The organism is Polaromonas sp. P4_F9 (assembly GCF_056401235.1).
The window spans coordinates 17893-33567 of the sequence record NZ_JBFUJT010000020.1 but is presented as its reverse complement, the minus strand read 5'-3'; the positions used below and the strand labels follow the sequence as shown (position 1 = coordinate 33567).

At 62.6% G+C, this 15675-nt stretch carries 16 protein-coding genes; 5 read left to right on the top strand and 11 right to left on the bottom strand.

Translation table 11 applies throughout. The annotated features are described in order from the left end of the window. Positions 1-989 precede the first annotated feature (989 nt). Entirely contained in the window at positions 990-2096 is a 1107-nt protein-coding gene (locus AC1DUB_RS17775) for a cyanophycinase (RefSeq protein WP_477730646.1), read from the top strand. Between the two features lie 302 nt (positions 2097-2398). Here AC1DUB_RS17775 and AC1DUB_RS17770 read toward each other — a convergent pair whose 3' ends face one another. The 9 genes from AC1DUB_RS17770 to AC1DUB_RS17730 all read right to left on the bottom strand — a co-directional run bounded on the left by AC1DUB_RS17770 (position 2399) and on the right by AC1DUB_RS17730 (position 10566). After that, positions 2399-2869: an anthrone oxygenase family protein gene (locus AC1DUB_RS17770; protein WP_477730645.1), complete on the bottom strand. Its 471-nt coding sequence runs from the start codon at positions 2867-2869 to the stop codon at positions 2399-2401. A 119-nt stretch (positions 2870-2988) separates the two neighbouring features. Next, positions 2989-3894: an alpha/beta fold hydrolase gene (locus AC1DUB_RS17765; protein WP_477730644.1), complete on the bottom strand. Its 906-nt coding sequence runs from the start codon at positions 3892-3894 to the stop codon at positions 2989-2991. Positions 3895-3929: 35 nt separating this feature from the next. After that, positions 3930-4409, bottom strand: a complete 480-nt coding sequence (locus AC1DUB_RS17760) for a hypothetical protein (protein WP_477730643.1) — start codon at positions 4407-4409, stop codon at positions 3930-3932. Between the two features lie 151 nt (positions 4410-4560). After that, complete coding sequence (locus AC1DUB_RS17755; protein ID WP_477730642.1) at positions 4561-5037, bottom strand: VOC family protein; 477 nt, start codon at positions 5035-5037, stop codon at positions 4561-4563. Between the two features lie 87 nt (positions 5038-5124). Then, positions 5125-5568 carry a hypothetical protein gene (locus tag AC1DUB_RS17750; protein WP_477730641.1) on the bottom strand — a complete coding sequence of 148 codons (444 nt, stop codon included), beginning with the start codon at positions 5566-5568 and terminating at the stop codon, positions 5125-5127. Positions 5569-5673: 105 nt separating this feature from the next. Further along, positions 5674-6231 (bottom strand): dihydrofolate reductase family protein, encoded by a 558-nt coding sequence (locus AC1DUB_RS17745; protein ID WP_477730640.1) that lies wholly within the window; start codon positions 6229-6231, stop codon positions 5674-5676. 429 nt (positions 6232-6660) lie between these two features. Continuing rightward, the gene (locus AC1DUB_RS17740) at positions 6661-7986 is read right to left on the bottom strand and encodes a 3-deoxy-D-manno-octulosonic acid transferase (protein ID WP_477730639.1); all 1326 of its coding nucleotides are present in this window, start codon (positions 7984-7986) and stop codon (positions 6661-6663) included. Continuing rightward, positions 7983-9077 carry a lipopolysaccharide heptosyltransferase I gene (gene waaC, locus AC1DUB_RS17735; RefSeq protein ID WP_477730638.1) on the bottom strand — a complete coding sequence of 365 codons (1095 nt, stop codon included), beginning with the start codon at positions 9075-9077 and terminating at the stop codon, positions 7983-7985. The genes AC1DUB_RS17740 and waaC overlap by 4 nt, the downstream gene beginning before the upstream one ends. Before the next feature lie 103 nt (positions 9078-9180). Further along, complete coding sequence (locus AC1DUB_RS17730) at positions 9181-10566, bottom strand: phosphomannomutase/phosphoglucomutase (RefSeq protein ID WP_477730637.1); 1386 nt, start codon at positions 10564-10566, stop codon at positions 9181-9183. A gap of 133 nt (positions 10567-10699) precedes the next feature. Here AC1DUB_RS17730 and AC1DUB_RS17725 point away from each other — a divergent pair, with 133 nt between their 5' ends. The 4 genes from AC1DUB_RS17725 (at position 10700) to AC1DUB_RS17710 (ending at position 14042) form a co-directional block, all read left to right on the top strand. Then, positions 10700-12214 (top strand): DNA-3-methyladenine glycosylase 2 family protein, encoded by a 1515-nt coding sequence (locus AC1DUB_RS17725; protein WP_477730636.1) that lies wholly within the window; start codon positions 10700-10702, stop codon positions 12212-12214. 183 nt (positions 12215-12397) lie between these two features. Continuing rightward, positions 12398-12922, top strand: a complete 525-nt coding sequence (locus tag AC1DUB_RS17720; RefSeq protein ID WP_477730635.1) for a methylated-DNA--[protein]-cysteine S-methyltransferase — start codon at positions 12398-12400, stop codon at positions 12920-12922. After that, positions 12919-13881, top strand: a complete 963-nt coding sequence (locus AC1DUB_RS17715) for a DMT family transporter (RefSeq protein WP_477730634.1) — start codon at positions 12919-12921, stop codon at positions 13879-13881. Before AC1DUB_RS17720 ends, AC1DUB_RS17715 begins: the two co-directional genes overlap by 4 nt. After that, positions 13878-14042, top strand: a complete 165-nt coding sequence (locus AC1DUB_RS17710) for a hypothetical protein (protein ID WP_477730633.1) — start codon at positions 13878-13880, stop codon at positions 14040-14042. The genes AC1DUB_RS17715 and AC1DUB_RS17710 overlap by 4 nt, the downstream gene beginning before the upstream one ends. 37 nt (positions 14043-14079) lie before the next feature. On the opposite strand, the gene AC1DUB_RS17705 is transcribed toward AC1DUB_RS17710, so the two are convergent. Further along, complete coding sequence (locus AC1DUB_RS17705; RefSeq protein ID WP_477730632.1) at positions 14080-14739, bottom strand: DUF1345 domain-containing protein; 660 nt, start codon at positions 14737-14739, stop codon at positions 14080-14082. A gap of 143 nt (positions 14740-14882) precedes the next feature. Next, positions 14883-15620: a Mut7-C RNAse domain-containing protein gene (locus tag AC1DUB_RS17700; protein WP_477730681.1), complete on the bottom strand. Its 738-nt coding sequence runs from the start codon at positions 15618-15620 to the stop codon at positions 14883-14885. Between the last annotated feature and the right edge of the window lie 55 nt (positions 15621-15675).

Genomic DNA, 15675 nt, shown 5'->3' with positions numbered 1-15675 from the left:
GCCCGCCAATGCAGATTCTCGTCGCCATAGCAGCGAGCATTTGCTCGCCCTCCGGCAAATAGAAGGTTACCTTTTCGCCTGGGGCGATCTCAGCGACTGGGGTTCCGTTCACGAAAACGCGAGAGTTGCATGCGGAAGCAGAAAGGCCTTCATCTCTCTTCACAACCACTTGGCCAAGGCCCTCCTTCCGTTCAAGAAGAGCGGCATTGAGAACTCTCGTTCTCGGAACGTCTCGGGCTGCGCTAGTGGGGACTGGCGTCGTTGCACAGCCAAGCAGGCTAAACAGCAAAGCGGTTGCCAGCAGGTCTCTCGCGTTCATTGATGCATGCCCTCCGATTGGCGGTATATGACGTAAGGAAGCCCGATGCAAAACTCTAGGTACCCAACGAATGAAAGGGACTTCCCCGTCCCAAGCGAGCCGCATATCTATTGACTTTGCGACGTTGCCACTGCTCATGCGTACAGGTTTAAAAATTCAGCGAACCCCGGTAGTCGAGACCGACCAAGTCTAGAGGCTATTCGCCGGCCAGCCCATCCCCCAATTGAGGGAGAACGAATACTTCAGCCTGGAAGGAGTCAGTGGCCGGCAGCAGTTGGCTGGCAGCAATGTGTCCGACCCAGCCGTTGACGCCGCCCCCCCCTTACTGACACTCAAATGCTACAGCGAGTCAGCTTAACAATTTTTCTTCGAAACCGACGACAGCCCAGCCACCGCGTCAACACAAGCGATTTCGCCTATGCAAACCCAAGAACCCCCCTGTTCGCGCGAGTGTTGACAACCACGACATTCGCCATGTAACGTTCGCGTCTGTATGCCAGTTCGGAATTGACCCTCTGGGTGTTTTGATGCCGAGGTTGCTGTGCTATCGGACGATACTGTCGTTCCACTGCGCAGACCTTCATCAAGACAAGTCCGCGAATTTCGTTGTTCAAGGTGTCCCAATACCAATAGTCTGGGCGCCATCAACTTAACGGATAGGAATAAAAAGATGAAAAATCCTACACGCCGCGCCTGGCTTGGATTGGCTCGCGACCTGCTGGCGCTTGCCGCCGTTTCGTTTGTTCTTATTTCGCCCGTGCAGGCGGCGGGCGATGGCAGCGGAACTGGCGCCAAGCCTACCCTCAGCACCAAGGACTTCGACTATTACCTCACGGGTAATTCAGCCGATATGTCACCCCGCCAGCCCACATCGCAGATGACTGTGTTGATGGGTGGAGGGCTCGACGTTGATCAGGCCTTCAAGGACATGATTGCCAAGGCTGGAGGGAGCGCCTCCAACAAGATTGATGTCGTCATCATCCGCGCTTCAGGTGCAGATGGCTACAACCCATACTTGTCCGCCATGGAAGGCGTCGACTCGGTCGAGACCCTGGTCATCAAAACTCCAAATGGTGCCAACGATCCAAAGGTCACGAGCGTCATCCTCGGGGCAGACGTGTTGTTCATCGCCGGAGGCGATCAGTGGAGCTACATCGGTCAGTGGAACGAGACCTCCGTCGAGACGATCATAAAGACTGTGCTGCTTCCGAAAAACGTGCCTATCGGCGGAACGAGCGCGGGCCTCGCCGTGTTGGGCGCTGTAGATTTTTCGGCACAGTACGGCACGATCACTTCGTCAGATGCACTCAGCAACCCGTATAACCGCAGGCTCACCCTTGACCGTACGTTCCTGGAGAGCACTCCCAAACTCCAGAATACGATCGTGGATGCCCATCTGGTGAGCCGCGACCGCATGGGACGTCTGGTGACCTTTCTGGCGAGGATGGTTCAAGATGGTATGCCCTGGAGTGCCGCACGGGCCATCGGTGTCGACGAGGGAACTGCCGTCGTGATTGATGGTGACATCGCCACGGTGCGTGCCAACAGCGGCGGAACTGGAGCAGCGTACTTCTTGAAACTGCCACAAGACCCAGGCACGACCTTGACTGTCAAGCCTAAAACCCCGCTCGAAGTCTCGTCGGTACTTGTTGACAAGCTCACTCAGGCTGCTGGGGATCAATTCAACATGGTCAACTGGCTTCGCGACGGAGGTAGTACGTACTTGCTGTATGTCCAACGTGGCGTGCTGTATGGGCCGGGCAATAGTCCTTACTGAGCCTGCCGGTTGTTCAAGTGAAACGGTGCTGCGGTGCCTTAAATTTTGCAGCACCCAAGGCATAAAAGACGGCTGAGAAAAACCCGATATATCCGGAGCACACAAAGTGCGCCAGTGCCGATTGAGGAGCCAACCCGCGAATTCCATCAGGGACAGCGGCTCTGCCGCACACAAAGTCCGGATGTACGGGTGCAATCTTTACCTTTGAGCCGTCATGAACTGAAAGCTTGGCAAACCGGGGGCGTCCATGTAAGTCCATATATGAAGGGTTGGGCGTCATTGGTGGCTCGCTCGCGAACGACTTAGATTGCCAGTGCGCCGGCACTGCAGGCCGCCGATGCGACCGAGGCCGCTGACCGAACATGGTTCCAGAGCGACCACTCGCGCTGATAGACAACCCAATACTCGGCGGCTTGCGAAGACGCAGGGTCTAGGCCAGCCAGACGTTCATTGCGTGGCACGTTGAGCGCCATGGTGACAAGAAACGAACCCACCAGATACAGAAGACCTGATGCGAGCAGCAGAAAGGAGCGTGGCGTATTCCAGCCTAGAACTGACATGACAACGCAAGCGGCAGCCAAGAAAGCTGTGCCCAGAAAAACGCCCAAAAAGAGAGGATTGATGACAACGACATTGATGCGCTGCATGGCTGCGACACCCTGACTGGCCGGAAGCTGAGCGAGAGCCTTCATGACGAAGGTGGAGAAGGCAAAGAAAACACCGCCAACAATGCCAGCGCCGACGCAAACAAGGATCATGACTGCGGTGAGCATAGAAGCCTCCTGGGGCGCGCTCTATGACGCTCGGCGTTTGACATGAGCGGCGGACGAAAGTGGGCGAAGCCAGCTTTCGGACGTCCGCTCGATGGAAGGGTTGGGCGTCATCCCGCAGATTAGTTCTTCGAGAAGAAGCCGAGCAGCAAGGCGTTGAAGGCCGTCGGGTTCGCAACGTTCATCACATGGCCCGCCTTCGGGATGATCGCGCGTTCGTTGCGCGGCAGGCACGGTTGAATCGCGTCCTGCATATGGCGGTACTCGTCGGGGCTTCGTTCGCCGGAGACGAGCAAGACCGGCACTGTGATGCGCTTGACGTGTTCACAGCTGAGTGCTTCGTTGGCATCGGCAAGCAGGCTTTTGATGGTCCAGGCGTTGTCACGGACGCCCTGCTTGTTGGGCTCGGGCAGGTTCTTCCAACCGCCCGGCACGGTGACACCGTCCACGAAGCTTTCGAGGCCGGCATCGATGCTGCCGCTTTGCAGGTGCTCGATCGCAGCCGAGACAAACGTGCGCCGCCGCTCAAGGGCTGCGAGCGCGGGCGGCGCTGCGGAGAGGAAGCTCGCCATCGGTGCCGGATCGGCGAGCACGAGCGACTTCAGCAGTTCGGGATGCTGGCTCGCCATTTCCAACGCGACCTGGCCGCCTCGCGAATGGCCCACCAGATGCACTCTGCCGGCGTTGAGCGCGCGGATGAAGCCTGCGAGATCGGCAACATGCTGGCGCATCGTCAGCGTGGGGGCCTTACCGTCCCACCGCTCGGGGTATGAGTGGCGCAGGCTAAGCGCGATTGTGCGGTAGCGCTCGGCGAACGGCTCCATCTGGCCGCGGAAGTAGCGGTAGTCGCTCACCGTGCCGTGCACGAAGATGACCGGCTCGCCAGAACCACGCTCGACAAAGGCCATCTCGTATCCGTTGACGGAAAGGGACTTGACCCCAGCCGGAAGGTCCCAGGTGCGCGGCGTTGTCGCCGCACACGCGGCGAGAAGCAGCGCTAATGCCAAATGCCAGAACGAGCGGATCACGGTTGGTCTCCTCACCGGGACTTTAAAGCGCAATGTCAGAACGGGTCCACCTCGATACGTTTTCCCGTAAGACGGCCTTCGGCCGCGCTAATCTCGTTGTCCTGTAAGTCGCGTCTGCTAGATTTTGTTGCGGCCGTGAACTCGTTGTCTCCAGGGCCTTGGATAATATGTATCCGGACCTTGTTGCTTCCGATCCACTTTCCGTCTTGATCGAAATTAAAAGCGATATAGGTGGCATCAAATTCCTTGTCGCCGACACGCTTCCAGGCACCATGACCGCCACTGTATACGGGGTGGGTGTCCCCGCTCCGAAAGAATGTGCCATCCGACGAAAAGGTAAGAAGGTTCTTCCCTACGCCGCGTGCACGGCTGGCTGTCACGATCCAGGCCCCAACCAGGCCTCGATTGGCTTCGGCGGCAGCGTCCTGACGGGTGACCATCGGCCCAGAAGACGCGCAACCGGCAAGAACCGCGGCAATTATTAGACTCAACAGAACAGACCTGGTGCTATGCATGCTTCGCCTCCTTTAACGTAAATGCCTGAACCACTAACGACGTTGTTCTTCCGTGACGTCGCTGCTCTTGCCTTCTGACGAAGTGAGCGGCCTGCGCGGCTTTTCGCGCAGGTCCGCTCGACTGCCGGGTTAGACGCCACTTCTTTAGTTCTCAACGGTTACGTCCTATGGGATTCTCTCGGGAAGTCTGCTCCCCGAGCTGTTGGGCGAGCCCGATGAGAATTCCTTCGGGACCACGGATATAGCAGAGCCGATACATGTTTTCATACTGGACCACTTCGCCGACGAGCTTCGCGCCGCGTTTGCCGAGCCGGACGAGCGTATCGTCGATGTCCTCCACGGTGAACATGACGCGTAGGTAACCAAGAGCGTTCACTGGGGCGACGCGGTGGTCGGCGACAACGGACGGCGCGAGGAAGCGGGACAACTCGAGCCGGCTGTGGCCGTCCGGCGTACGCATCATGGCAATCTCGACGCGCATGCCGTGCAATCCGGTGACGCCATCTGCCCAGTCTCCTTCAACTGGGGCACGCCCCTCGAGATCGAGACCAAGTTCGGTGAAGAACTCAATGGCGGCATCAATGTCTTCCACCACGATGCCGACGTTGTCCATACGCTTAACTGTCATGATGTCTCCTTGGCGTCTAGACGTTTTACATGAGGGACGTCCACAAGTGGGCGAAGCCCGCTTGTGGGGGTGTCCATATACGACCTGTTAGCCACGGCTCTCATAGGCGGCCACCATTTCTTGGAGGAGCTTGCGCTCTGAAGATGGAACATCCGAGGCAAGGTCTACGACGAACCCGTTTACCAAGTAGTACTCCGTTTCTGTCTTGATACTGCCTCGCCGTAATATCTTCCTGTACGTGGCACCGTATTCTCTGCGCAACTCAGACAAGGTACGAAGACCGGATGCGCGAAGAGCTTCGTCCACCAACTTGATTGAGTCCGGCGTGAGATCGCTGAGTTCTTCGATCACATCGTTCACAGCTTGGCGCAGCCCTTCCAGACCTTTCGACTTGCCATACTGATCCGCAATCCGCTTGGCCTCGGCGACTAGATCAAATCCGCCAGCGGGAGGATTTTTGAGGAGATGTTTAGAGTGGAAATCCAGGAACGCGAGCAACTCCGCATACTCTTTCTCTCGTTCCGGCGACATAGGACGTGCCATACGGTGGCTAACGCCCGCGCTCACCGGCGGGCCGAGCAACGCGAGGCCCGTCCGAGTGCAGCGCGTTGTTAGGCGACATGACCCATCTCCGAGTCAGCGCGCGCGCCGGTAGTGCATGGCGACCGCGCCGCTGCGGAGCGGCTTCGCCGAGATCAACTCGAGCCGTCGCGTGCTAGGCAGCCCGCTCTCGTACAGGGTCGGGCCGTGGCCGGCGATCCTGGGGTGGATGAGCAACTTGTACTCGTCGATCAGATCCAGCCGGTCCAGCTCGGTCGCGAGCTTGCCGCTACCGAGGAGCACGCCGTCCGGGGTCGCGTCCTTGAGCTTCTGTACGCCCGTGCGCAGGTCGCCGGCGATGTGGTGGCTGTTGGTCCACGGGAAGTCCTTTCGCGTCGAGGACACCACGTACTTCGGCTTGGCCTCCAGCTTGACCGCCCACTCGCGCATCGCCGGCGGTGCCTCCGCGTCGCCGCGGGCGACCGCTGGCCAGTAGCTCTCCATCATCTCGTAGGTGACGCGGCCCCACAGCATCGCCCCGCCCTCGTCCATGAGGCGGGTGAAGAAGGCGTGTGTCTCGTCGTCGGCGATTCCTTCCTGGTGGTCGACGCAGCCGTCCAGGGTGACGTTGATACTGAAGGTCAAGAGTCCCATGATGTCCTCCGTTCGAGATGCGCGACGAGCCGCCCGCCGTCTGGCTCCAAGGGCACGAGCCCAATCGCGAGGTGCTCACCCTGTGTCGCCTAACGTGTTATGGACAGCAAGCAGGTCACATGAACAACTTTGCTATGCACCACGATTGCCTATCCACTATAAGTACTTGATTTATAACTGACTTTTCGTATCTGATGTCGAATGTACCGTTACGAAAATCACGGCAAAGTCGCCAAAGCTGCTCATGAACAACTTCGCCTGCTAATGAACAAGACAGCGTCGTATTCTGTAACACCTTGAATTCATTGGGGAAATCCGATGCGGCGGAGACTCAAAGGGCAATACCAAATCCGTGAAAGCCTGCATATTGGAATGTTCAACTGGGCTCACGCTGCCCTGCCCCCACAACCGGCCCCAGCGGGACGCAACTCACAAATAGGCGCGCAACGCATCCAGTGTCCTGGCGGCTGCACCCCGGTTGCGGGCTGCAAACGCCAAGCCGGAATCCACCGCCTCTGCCAGCGCAGGCGGGTCGCTCACCAACGCCACCGCAGCCTGCACGGCCTCGGGCATGCCGGCTACGCGCAGGGCTGCGCCTTCGGCCTCGGCCAGCTCGGCGGCTTCAGAAAAGTTGAAGGTGTGTGGGCCCATCACCACCGGGCAGCCGCAAGCTGCGGCTTCGATCAGGTTCTGGCCACCCAGGGGCGCAAAGCTGCCGCCGAGCAGGGCCACATCGCTGAGGCCGTAGTACAGCGCCATCTCGCCGAGGGAATCGCCGAGCCAGACATCGGCCTGCCGGGCTTCGTCGCTGTCGGCGGGTCCGCCCGTCCACTGCGAGCGGCGCGACACGCGCAGGCCGTGCTGCTCCACCAAGGCTGCCACTTCGTCAAAGCGCTGCGGGTGGCGGGGAACGATCAGTGCATGGAAAGACCTGGCGGGTTCATTGGCTGCCGAACCCATGGCTGGCAGCCCAACTTTTTCCTGAGTCACAGCCTTTATCTGTTTGAGGAAATCCGCTTCCTCGCCTTCGCGCGAGCTGGCGAACATCAGCACCGGCTGCGCCAGCGCCTGCCGCCATGCCCGGCCTTGCGTCTGCTGGCCGGCGCTGGGCGTGGCATCAAACTTGAGGTTGCCAAACACGCCGGCTACCGGTGCGCCAAGCTGGCGAAAGCGCCGCGCGTCGTCTTCGGTCTGCGCGTACACCGCGGCCAGCGCGCCATAGGCCGGCAAGGACAGCGGCGCGATGCGCAGCGCCTGCTGCAATGATTTGTCTGACAGGCGGCCATTGACGAGCACCAGCGGCATGGCGCGCGCGCGGGCAGCGGCCACGGTGTTGGGCCATATCTCGGTTTCCATCAGCAGGCCCAGCCGTGGCCTGAAGTGGTTGAAAAAGCGCGCCACGGCAGCCGGGCTGTCCCAGGGTTGCCAGACCTGCACATCGCCGGGCTGCAGCAGCGCCGCACCCTCGGCGCGGCCCGTAGCCGTGCCGTGCGTGAGCAAAATGCGCAGGCCCGGGTATTGCGCGCGCAAAGCCTTGAGCAGCATGGCCGCGGTACGCGTTTCCCCGAGTGAGACGGCATGCACCCACACCAGTTCGGAAGAAGTCTCGGCCGGCTGGGTGTAGTGGCCAAAGCGCTCTTCAACCGCCGCCAGATAGCCGGGCTCGCGCTGGCCGCGCCGCGCCAGCTTGCGGCGCAGCATGGGTTGCGCCAGCACCAGGGCCGCCGAATAAAGCCGCAGCAACAGCTGGCTCATGGGGTGGCCACAATGGTCGTATGCGCCGCCGCAGGGGCCTCACGACAAGCCAGCCAGGCTTGCCAGACGGCTTCAACGCTGGGGGTGGGTTGCGCAAACAGGCTGACCTGCCGCCGCCCGGGCGCGCCGCCGTCCTCGGGCATTGACGCCGGTGGCCCGGTGCGCCACGCGGTATCGAAGTTGTAGATCTGCACATGCGGCAAATCGAGCGCCACGGCAATATGGCTCACGCCGCTGTCCACACCGATCACGCCGGCGCAGCGCGCCAGCTCGTCCGTCAGGGCATCGAGCGACAGCAGGGGCCACACGGTGGCCACCACGGGGTTTCCCGGTTCATTCAGCGCTTCTGCAATGGCCCGGCTCGTTGCCAGCTCCTTTGCATTGCCGTGCGGCAAGGCCAGCTGGCAGCCCGCCGCGACCAGGCGCTGGCCGAGTTCTATCCAGTGGTCTAGCGGCCACTCCTTGTCGGCGCGCGAGGTGCCATGCACAAAGGCCACCCGTTCCAGGCCCGCCGGGCTTGCTATCTCTTCAGGAGCGCTCTTCCCGGTTTTTTCCTGGACCGGAGCCCGTGTTAATCCAAAGTCGGGTTCGGGCCGCAGGTCGTAGCCCAGCGCCTGCGCGGCCAGTTCGCGCGAGCGCTGCACGGCAGCGGTTTGCGGCGCGATGTGGATCGCCACGTCGGCCACCCAGCGCGTCGGCGCCTCATAGCCCGAGCCATCGGTCTGGTTGGCCAGCGCATAGCGTTTGCCGCCCTCACCTGCGGTGGCCAGCCGGGCCAGCCGCGCCACCAGCGCGGACTTGGTCAGGCCCTGCAGGTCGATGACGGCGTCGTAACTTTCCTGCCGCAGCTGCGCCTTGAAGGCGCGCCATTCTGCACGCGTCACCGCCGCCAGGGGCGACTTGCGCCAGCGCCTGATCTCGCAGGGGATGACGCGGCGCAGACCCGCGCAACGCGCCAGCAAGGGGGCAAATGATTTTTCGACCACCCAGTCAATCTGTGCGTCGGGCAAGGCAGCACGGATGTCCTGCACCACGGGCAGGGTGTGCACCACGTCACCCAGCGACGACAGCTTGACGAGCAGGATTTTCACAGCGCGCCAGCCGGCAGGCCGCCGCGCCGGGCCGCCCCAAGCAAGGCCAGCCCCTTGAGGGGGCAGCGAAGTACACGAAGTGACGAGCGTGGGGGCACCATCTCTAATGCGCCGCGGCAGCGAAGCTGGCGTCGGGCTTGACGCTGCGCAGCAGCGCGAGCATGTCGGCCTCGATGCGCTCCAGTGCCTGCTGGGTGTGACCCTCAAAGCGGAGCACCAGCACGGGCGTGGTGTTGGAAGCGCGAATCAGGCCAAAACCGTCGGGCCAGTCGACGCGCACGCCGTCGATGGTGGAAATTTTGGCGGGTGCCGCAAAGTGGGCAGCTTTGGTCAGCGCTTCCACGACGGTGTGGGGCTCGCCCTCCTTGCAGGCGACATTGAGTTCGGGCGTGCTGAAACTGGTGGGCAAGCCGTTGAGGAGGATGCCCGCATCCGGCACGCGACTGAGTATTTCGAGCAGGCGTGCACCGGCGTAGGTGCCGTCGTCAAAACCGAACCAGCGCTCCTTGAAGAAGATGTGGCCGCTCATCTCGCCGCCCAGCGGTGAGTTGACTTCCTTCATCTTGGCCTTGATCAGCGAGTGGCCGGTTTTGTACATCAGCGGCACGCCGCCGGCCGCCTCGATCTCGGGCGCCAGGCGCTGCGAGCACTTCACGTCGAACAGAATCGTGCCGCCCGGCACGCGCGACAGCACGTCGCGCGCAAACAGCATCATCTGCCGGTCGGGGTAAATGTTCTGGCCGTCCTTGGTTACGATGCCCAGCCGGTCGCCGTCGCCGTCAAAGGCCAGGCCCAGTTCGGCATTGCCGCTTTGCAGCGCCTTGATCAAGTCCTGCAGGTTCTCGGGTTTGCTCGGGTCGGGGTGGTGGTTGGGAAAGTTGCCGTCGACTTCGCTGAACAGCTCGGTCACCTCGCACCCCAGGGCGCGAAAAATGGCGGGGGCCGAAGCACCGGCAACGCCATTGCCTGAATCGATGACGATCTTCAGCGGCCGCTCCAGCTTGATGTCGGAAACAATGCGGTCGCGGTAATCCTTTTCAACATCCACGCGGCTGATGGCGCCGCCCTGCGCAGGCTGCGCCCAGCCTTCCGACTCGATCAGGCGGCGCAGGGCCTGGATGTCCTCGCCATAAATCGCCCGGCCGGCCAGGACCATCTTGAAGCCGTTGTAGTCCTTGGGGTTGTGGCTGCCGGTGACCTGGATGCCCGAGGTGGCCAGGGTGTTGGCCGCGAAGTACAGCATGGGCGTGGTGACCATGCCGACATCGATTACATTGACGCCGGATGCCGCCAGGCCGCGCATGAGCGCCGCGCTGAGGGATGGCCCGCTGAGCCGGCCGTCGCGGCCCACGGCCACGGTTTTCTCCCCTTCCGCCAGCGCCACCGTGCCAAAGGCTTTTCCAAGGGCCTCGGCCATCTCATCGTTGATGGTGGACGGCACGACGCCGCGAATGTCATAGGCCTTGAAAATGGATGCGCTGACTTGCATGGGCGGGGGTTCACTGAAAGTTGAAGTGAGTCGATTGTAGGGGGGTGCCCTCCTTCGGGACGGGTCCCGGCGGGCTTCAGGGATATGTCCGAAAACGGCTAGTCAAAAGCCACGCCCGGCGTAACATGCACCCATGACCAGCGCTCAGCCCCCCCTCGCAGACAACGACTGCTACCTCGCCCTGAAGGCGCGGGACGCACGCTTTGACGGCAGTTTTTTTACCGGTGTTACATCCACCGGCATCTACTGCCGGCCTGTCTGCAGCGTCAAGACACCCAAGCGCGAAAACTGCCGGTTTTTCAGCCATGCGGCACAGGCCGAGAGCGCCGGCTTTCGCCCCTGCCTGCGCTGCCGGCCCGAGCTGGCGCCACACTCGGTGGTGTGGTCCATCCAGGACGCCTCCTACATCCTGGCCCACCAGGCGGCCCGCCTGCTGGACGAACCCGAGTTGTCTGACGAGGCCCCCTCGGTCGAAAAACTGGCCGCGCGGCTGGGCGTGAGCGACCGCCATGTGCGGCGGATTTTCGAGGCGCAGTTTGGCGTCTCGCCCATGCAGTACCTGCAGACGCGCCGGCTGCACACCGCCAAGCAGTTGCTGGCCGATACCAGCCTGCCCATCACGCAGGTTGCACTGATCAGCGGATACGCCAGCGTGCGGCGCTTCAATGCCGCTTTTGTCGAGCACTACAAGCTCAACCCCACGCAGCTGCGGCGCCAGGGGGTGAGCGATGTCGGCCACATCAACGGCACCGCGCCGGGCATCACCATCCGGCTGGGCTACCGGCCCCCTTACGACGTGGCGGCCATGCTCGCCTTTTTCAGCCAACGGACCATCCATGCCATTGAATTCGTGGCTGCCGATGCGCAACACCCCTCGATAGGCAGGACATTTCGTGTGGAGTCCGGCGGCAAGGTACATGCCGGCTGGCTGCTGGCGGCCTTTGATGAGGCCCGCTCCCGGCTGGTGCTCAACGTCAGCGACTCGCTGCGCGAGGTGCTGCCGCTGGTGATTCGCCGGGTGCGCGCCATGTTTGACCTCGACGCCGACCCGGCTGCCATCAACAGCGTGCTGCATGCCGGCTTCCCCCAAGGCGATGGCCTGCGCGTGCCCGGTGCGCTCGATGGCTATGAGCTGGCCGTGCGCGCGGTGCTGGGCCAGCAGATCACCGTGGCCGCGGCGCGCACGCTGGCGCAGCGCATGGTCGACCGGTTTGGCGAAGCAATAGTGACGCCCTGGCCGCAGCTGACCCGGCTGTTCCCGGCGCCTGCCGTGCTGGCCGCCGCCAGCGGCGATGCGCTGGGGCAGCTTGGCATAGTCAGGCAGCGCCAGGCCGCGATTGTGGGCATTGCGCAAGCAGTGGCCGACAAACGCCTGCAGCTGCACAGCGGCGCCGATGTGCATGCCACGCTGGAGGCGCTGAAGGCCCTGCCCGGCATTGGCGACTGGACCGCGCAGTACATCGCCATGCGCGCCCTGCGCTGGCCCGATGCGTTTCCGGCGGGCGATGTGGCGCTGCACAAGGCAATGGGCGTGCAGGGACTGAAAAATCCGGCCCGGGAAGCCGAGCTGGCCTCGAATGCGTGGAAGCCCTGGCGCAGCTATGCCGTGATCCGCGCGTGGAGCGGCACGCTGGAGCGGCCCGGTTGACGGGGCTGAGGAGATTCATGCGCTTAGGGAATGAATACGCCCTCTCGATTTCATTGGACGGGAAAGCGCCTTCGGGCGACCATGACCGGCGAATGATCGAGCCGGCCTTTTTCTGACCTTTTCTGAATACGCCTGCATGACAGGTGAAACCTCGAAACTCGAAACCATTCAAAGGTGAACAAGATGAAATTTGACCGCTCCATCGTTCAGACCACGTTCCAAAGCCCACTGGGCAAAATGATCATCGCCGCAACGGACAAGGGCCTGGCCGGCACCTGGTTTGCCGGCCAACGCCACCTGCCGTCACAGCTCGTGGAGCCGTATGTATGGCCCGAAGACGCGGACCACCCGGTGCTGAAACAGGCTATTGCACAGCTCACCGAGTACTTCGCCGGAACGCGCACGGAGTTTGATCTGCCCCTGGACCTGGACTATGGCACGCCCTTTCAGCAAACGGTGTGGCAGGCCCTGCTGGCCATACCGCAGGGCGGCACCACCAGCTATGGCGAGCTCAGCAGCCGCATCGGCAAACCGGCGGCCGTGCGCGCCGTGGGCGCGGCGATCGGGCGCAACCCGGTCAGCGTCATCGTGCCCTGCCACCGCGTGCTGGGCGCCGACGGCTCGCTCACCGGCTATGCGGGCGGCCTCGATAAAAAAACTGCACTGCTCAAGCTTGAGGGTGCGCTCATGAAGGAGACCCTGATTTGACCTCATCGACCACCGGGCTGGCACCACCCGCGGCACCACCTGCGCCTGCAGCCCTGGCTGCACCCAAAAGCTGGCTGACCGACTTTGTGCTGCTCGCGGCCATCTGGGGTTCGTCCTTTCTCTTCATGCGCATCAGCACGGTGGAGTTTGGCCCGCTGCCGACCGCCGCCGTGCGCGTGGCGATTGCAGCCCTCTTCCTGCTGCCCATTGTGTGGCTGCGCGGCCTGCTGCCGGAACTGAAGAGAACCTGGAAACGGACTTTCTTCATCGGCATGCTCAACTCCGGCATTCCGTTTGCGTGTTTCTCGTTTGCCCTGCTGTCCATCACCACCGGGCTCTCGGCCATCCTGAACGCCACCGTGCCGATGTTCGGCGCGCTGGTCGCCTGGCTCTGGCTCAAGGACAAACCCAATGTCTCGCGCGTGCTGGGTCTGGTCGTCGGCTTTGCCGGTGTGGCCATGCTGGCCTGGGACAAAGCCACCTTCAAGCCCGACGCCTCGGGCGTGGCGCCCGGCTGGGCCGTGCTGGCCTGCCTGCTGGCCTGCGTGTGCTATGGCATCTCGGCCAGCTACACCAAGCGCTACCTGTCCGGCCTGCCGCCGCTGGTCACGGCCGCAGGCAGCCAGATCGGCGCCACGCTGGGCCTGGCCCTGCCGGCGCTCTGGCTGTGGCCCGCGCGCATGCCGGGCACCTCGGCCTGGCTGGCACTGCTGGCCGTCGGCGTGCTGTGCACCGGGCTGGCCTACATCCTGTTTTTCCGGCTGATCGAGAACGCCGGGCCGCAGCGTGCGCTGTCGGTGACATTTGTGGTGCCAGTCTTTGCCGTGCTCTACGGCGTGCTCTTCCTCGGTGAAGCGGTGACAACCTGGATGGTGGTGTGCGCCGCCGTGATTGTGTGCGGCACGGCACTGTCGACCGGGCTGTTGAAGCTGCAGCGAGCGCAACAACCCAAGCCATGAGCTCCGCGCGAAAAACCAAGCTGAAGCTGAAGACTGCCAGGCCGAGAAACCCGCTGGTGGCGCCGGCTGCGCGGCGCAAGGCGGGTGCCCACCGCAAGTCGCAGGCCGCCATTCGGCGCGATGAAAAGATGGCCCTGAAAAAGCGGCTGCACGAGGAATAAAGACACGCGTTCTTCGCAGGCCTTTCGTTGACGGCGTCTACTGCAGGGCGCTGGCCACCACATTGATGCTGAGCGCGAGAATCAGCATGTTGAAGCCAAACGACAGCACACTTTGCAGCAGCGTGAGGCGGCGCATGTCGCGCGACGTCACCTGCACATCGGACACCTGCGAGGTCATGCCGACGACGTGCGCGTAGTAGAGAAAGTCGAAATAGTCCGGGTCCAGGCCACCGGGGAACTTCAGGCCAGCACGGTCCGGCTGCTGGCGCTGTTCCGCCTGGTAGTAACGGTGTGCGTAGTGAAACGCGAACATGGTCTGAATGAAAAGCCAGGAGGCCGCCAGCGCCCCCATGGACAGCGCAATATGCAGTGAGCGCTGCAGGCCGGACAGACCCCGGCTCTGCTGCATCATGGCGATGATGGCCGCCACGCAGGCCAGGGTGGCCAGCAGCATCAACAGGAACAGCACCACATTCGGCTCGTCCTGCGCCTGGGCGCGCTCACGCGTGCTCTGGGCGTCAAAGCGCACACACAGCCACCAGGCGAGCAGCAAATAGACGGCAACACCCACACACCAGCCCAACAGCCCGCGAAACTGCCACCCCGTAGGAACAGGCAGCGCCGCGGTCATCAAGCCAACCAGCAAGCCATAACCCAGGCGCTGCGGGCCGGTGGTTTCGGAAATGTGTTTGCGCATGCTGTCAATTGTGCCTAAGGTGGGACCTGAGGTGGGACCTAAGGTCGGGTCTGAGCGTTCATGCCTGCAATGACAGGCTCAGGCGACACGACAGCATGCTGGGCACGTCTCGACTGGCCATGTAAAAGGGGTTTGCGGCCATTTCATAGCAACAAGCCGTCCAGCATCGACCGCATGCGCCGCCAGTGCGAACCCTCCCAGAACACGCGATGGCACACATCGCAGGCGCTGAAGCGCTCGTAGTGCTCGCGCACTTGCGGCGGCAGCATGGTCACGACCCGCATCTTCTCGATCGCATGCAGGGGTGCATTGCAATGCAGGCACAGCGTGAACGGCCGTGCACTGCGCGCCAGGTCGAGCCGCTCGAAGATTTCGCGCAACTGCAGCTCCGTTCGCAGTGCGTGCACGTAGCAGCCATGGGTGATGGTGCGGCGCTTGAGCAGGTCGCGATCCCGCGTCAGGACGATCCGCCCCTGTTCAGCGGCGATGCGTTCGATCTCTTCATCGCGAAAGTGGTTGTCGTACAGGGTATCGAAGCCGGCCATGCGCAGCAAGTGAGCCAATCCGCCCAAGTGCGCATCGGCGACGAAGCGCGTCACGCGCAAAGCCTGCCCACGCACGCGCAGCAGCGGCGTGACATCGAGCGCCTCGAACTTCGGGTACACGGCCACACGATCGCCCTCGCGCAGCTGGCGGTCGAAGCCGACCGACTCGCCGTTGACCAGCACCAACTCGACCTCGGTGTGCGGCACACCCAGCGCTTCGATCATGTGCTTGGTGGTTGCCGCCCGCGCGCAGGGGCAGTCAAACTCGCGCCCGCGCCGCTGCGGTGCGAGAAATTCATTGAGCTCCTCGTAGAAGCGAAAGCTCGCCATGACCATCATCAGGACATCTGGACATCAGAACATCAAGGGCCGCGGATGTGCACGGCCAGTG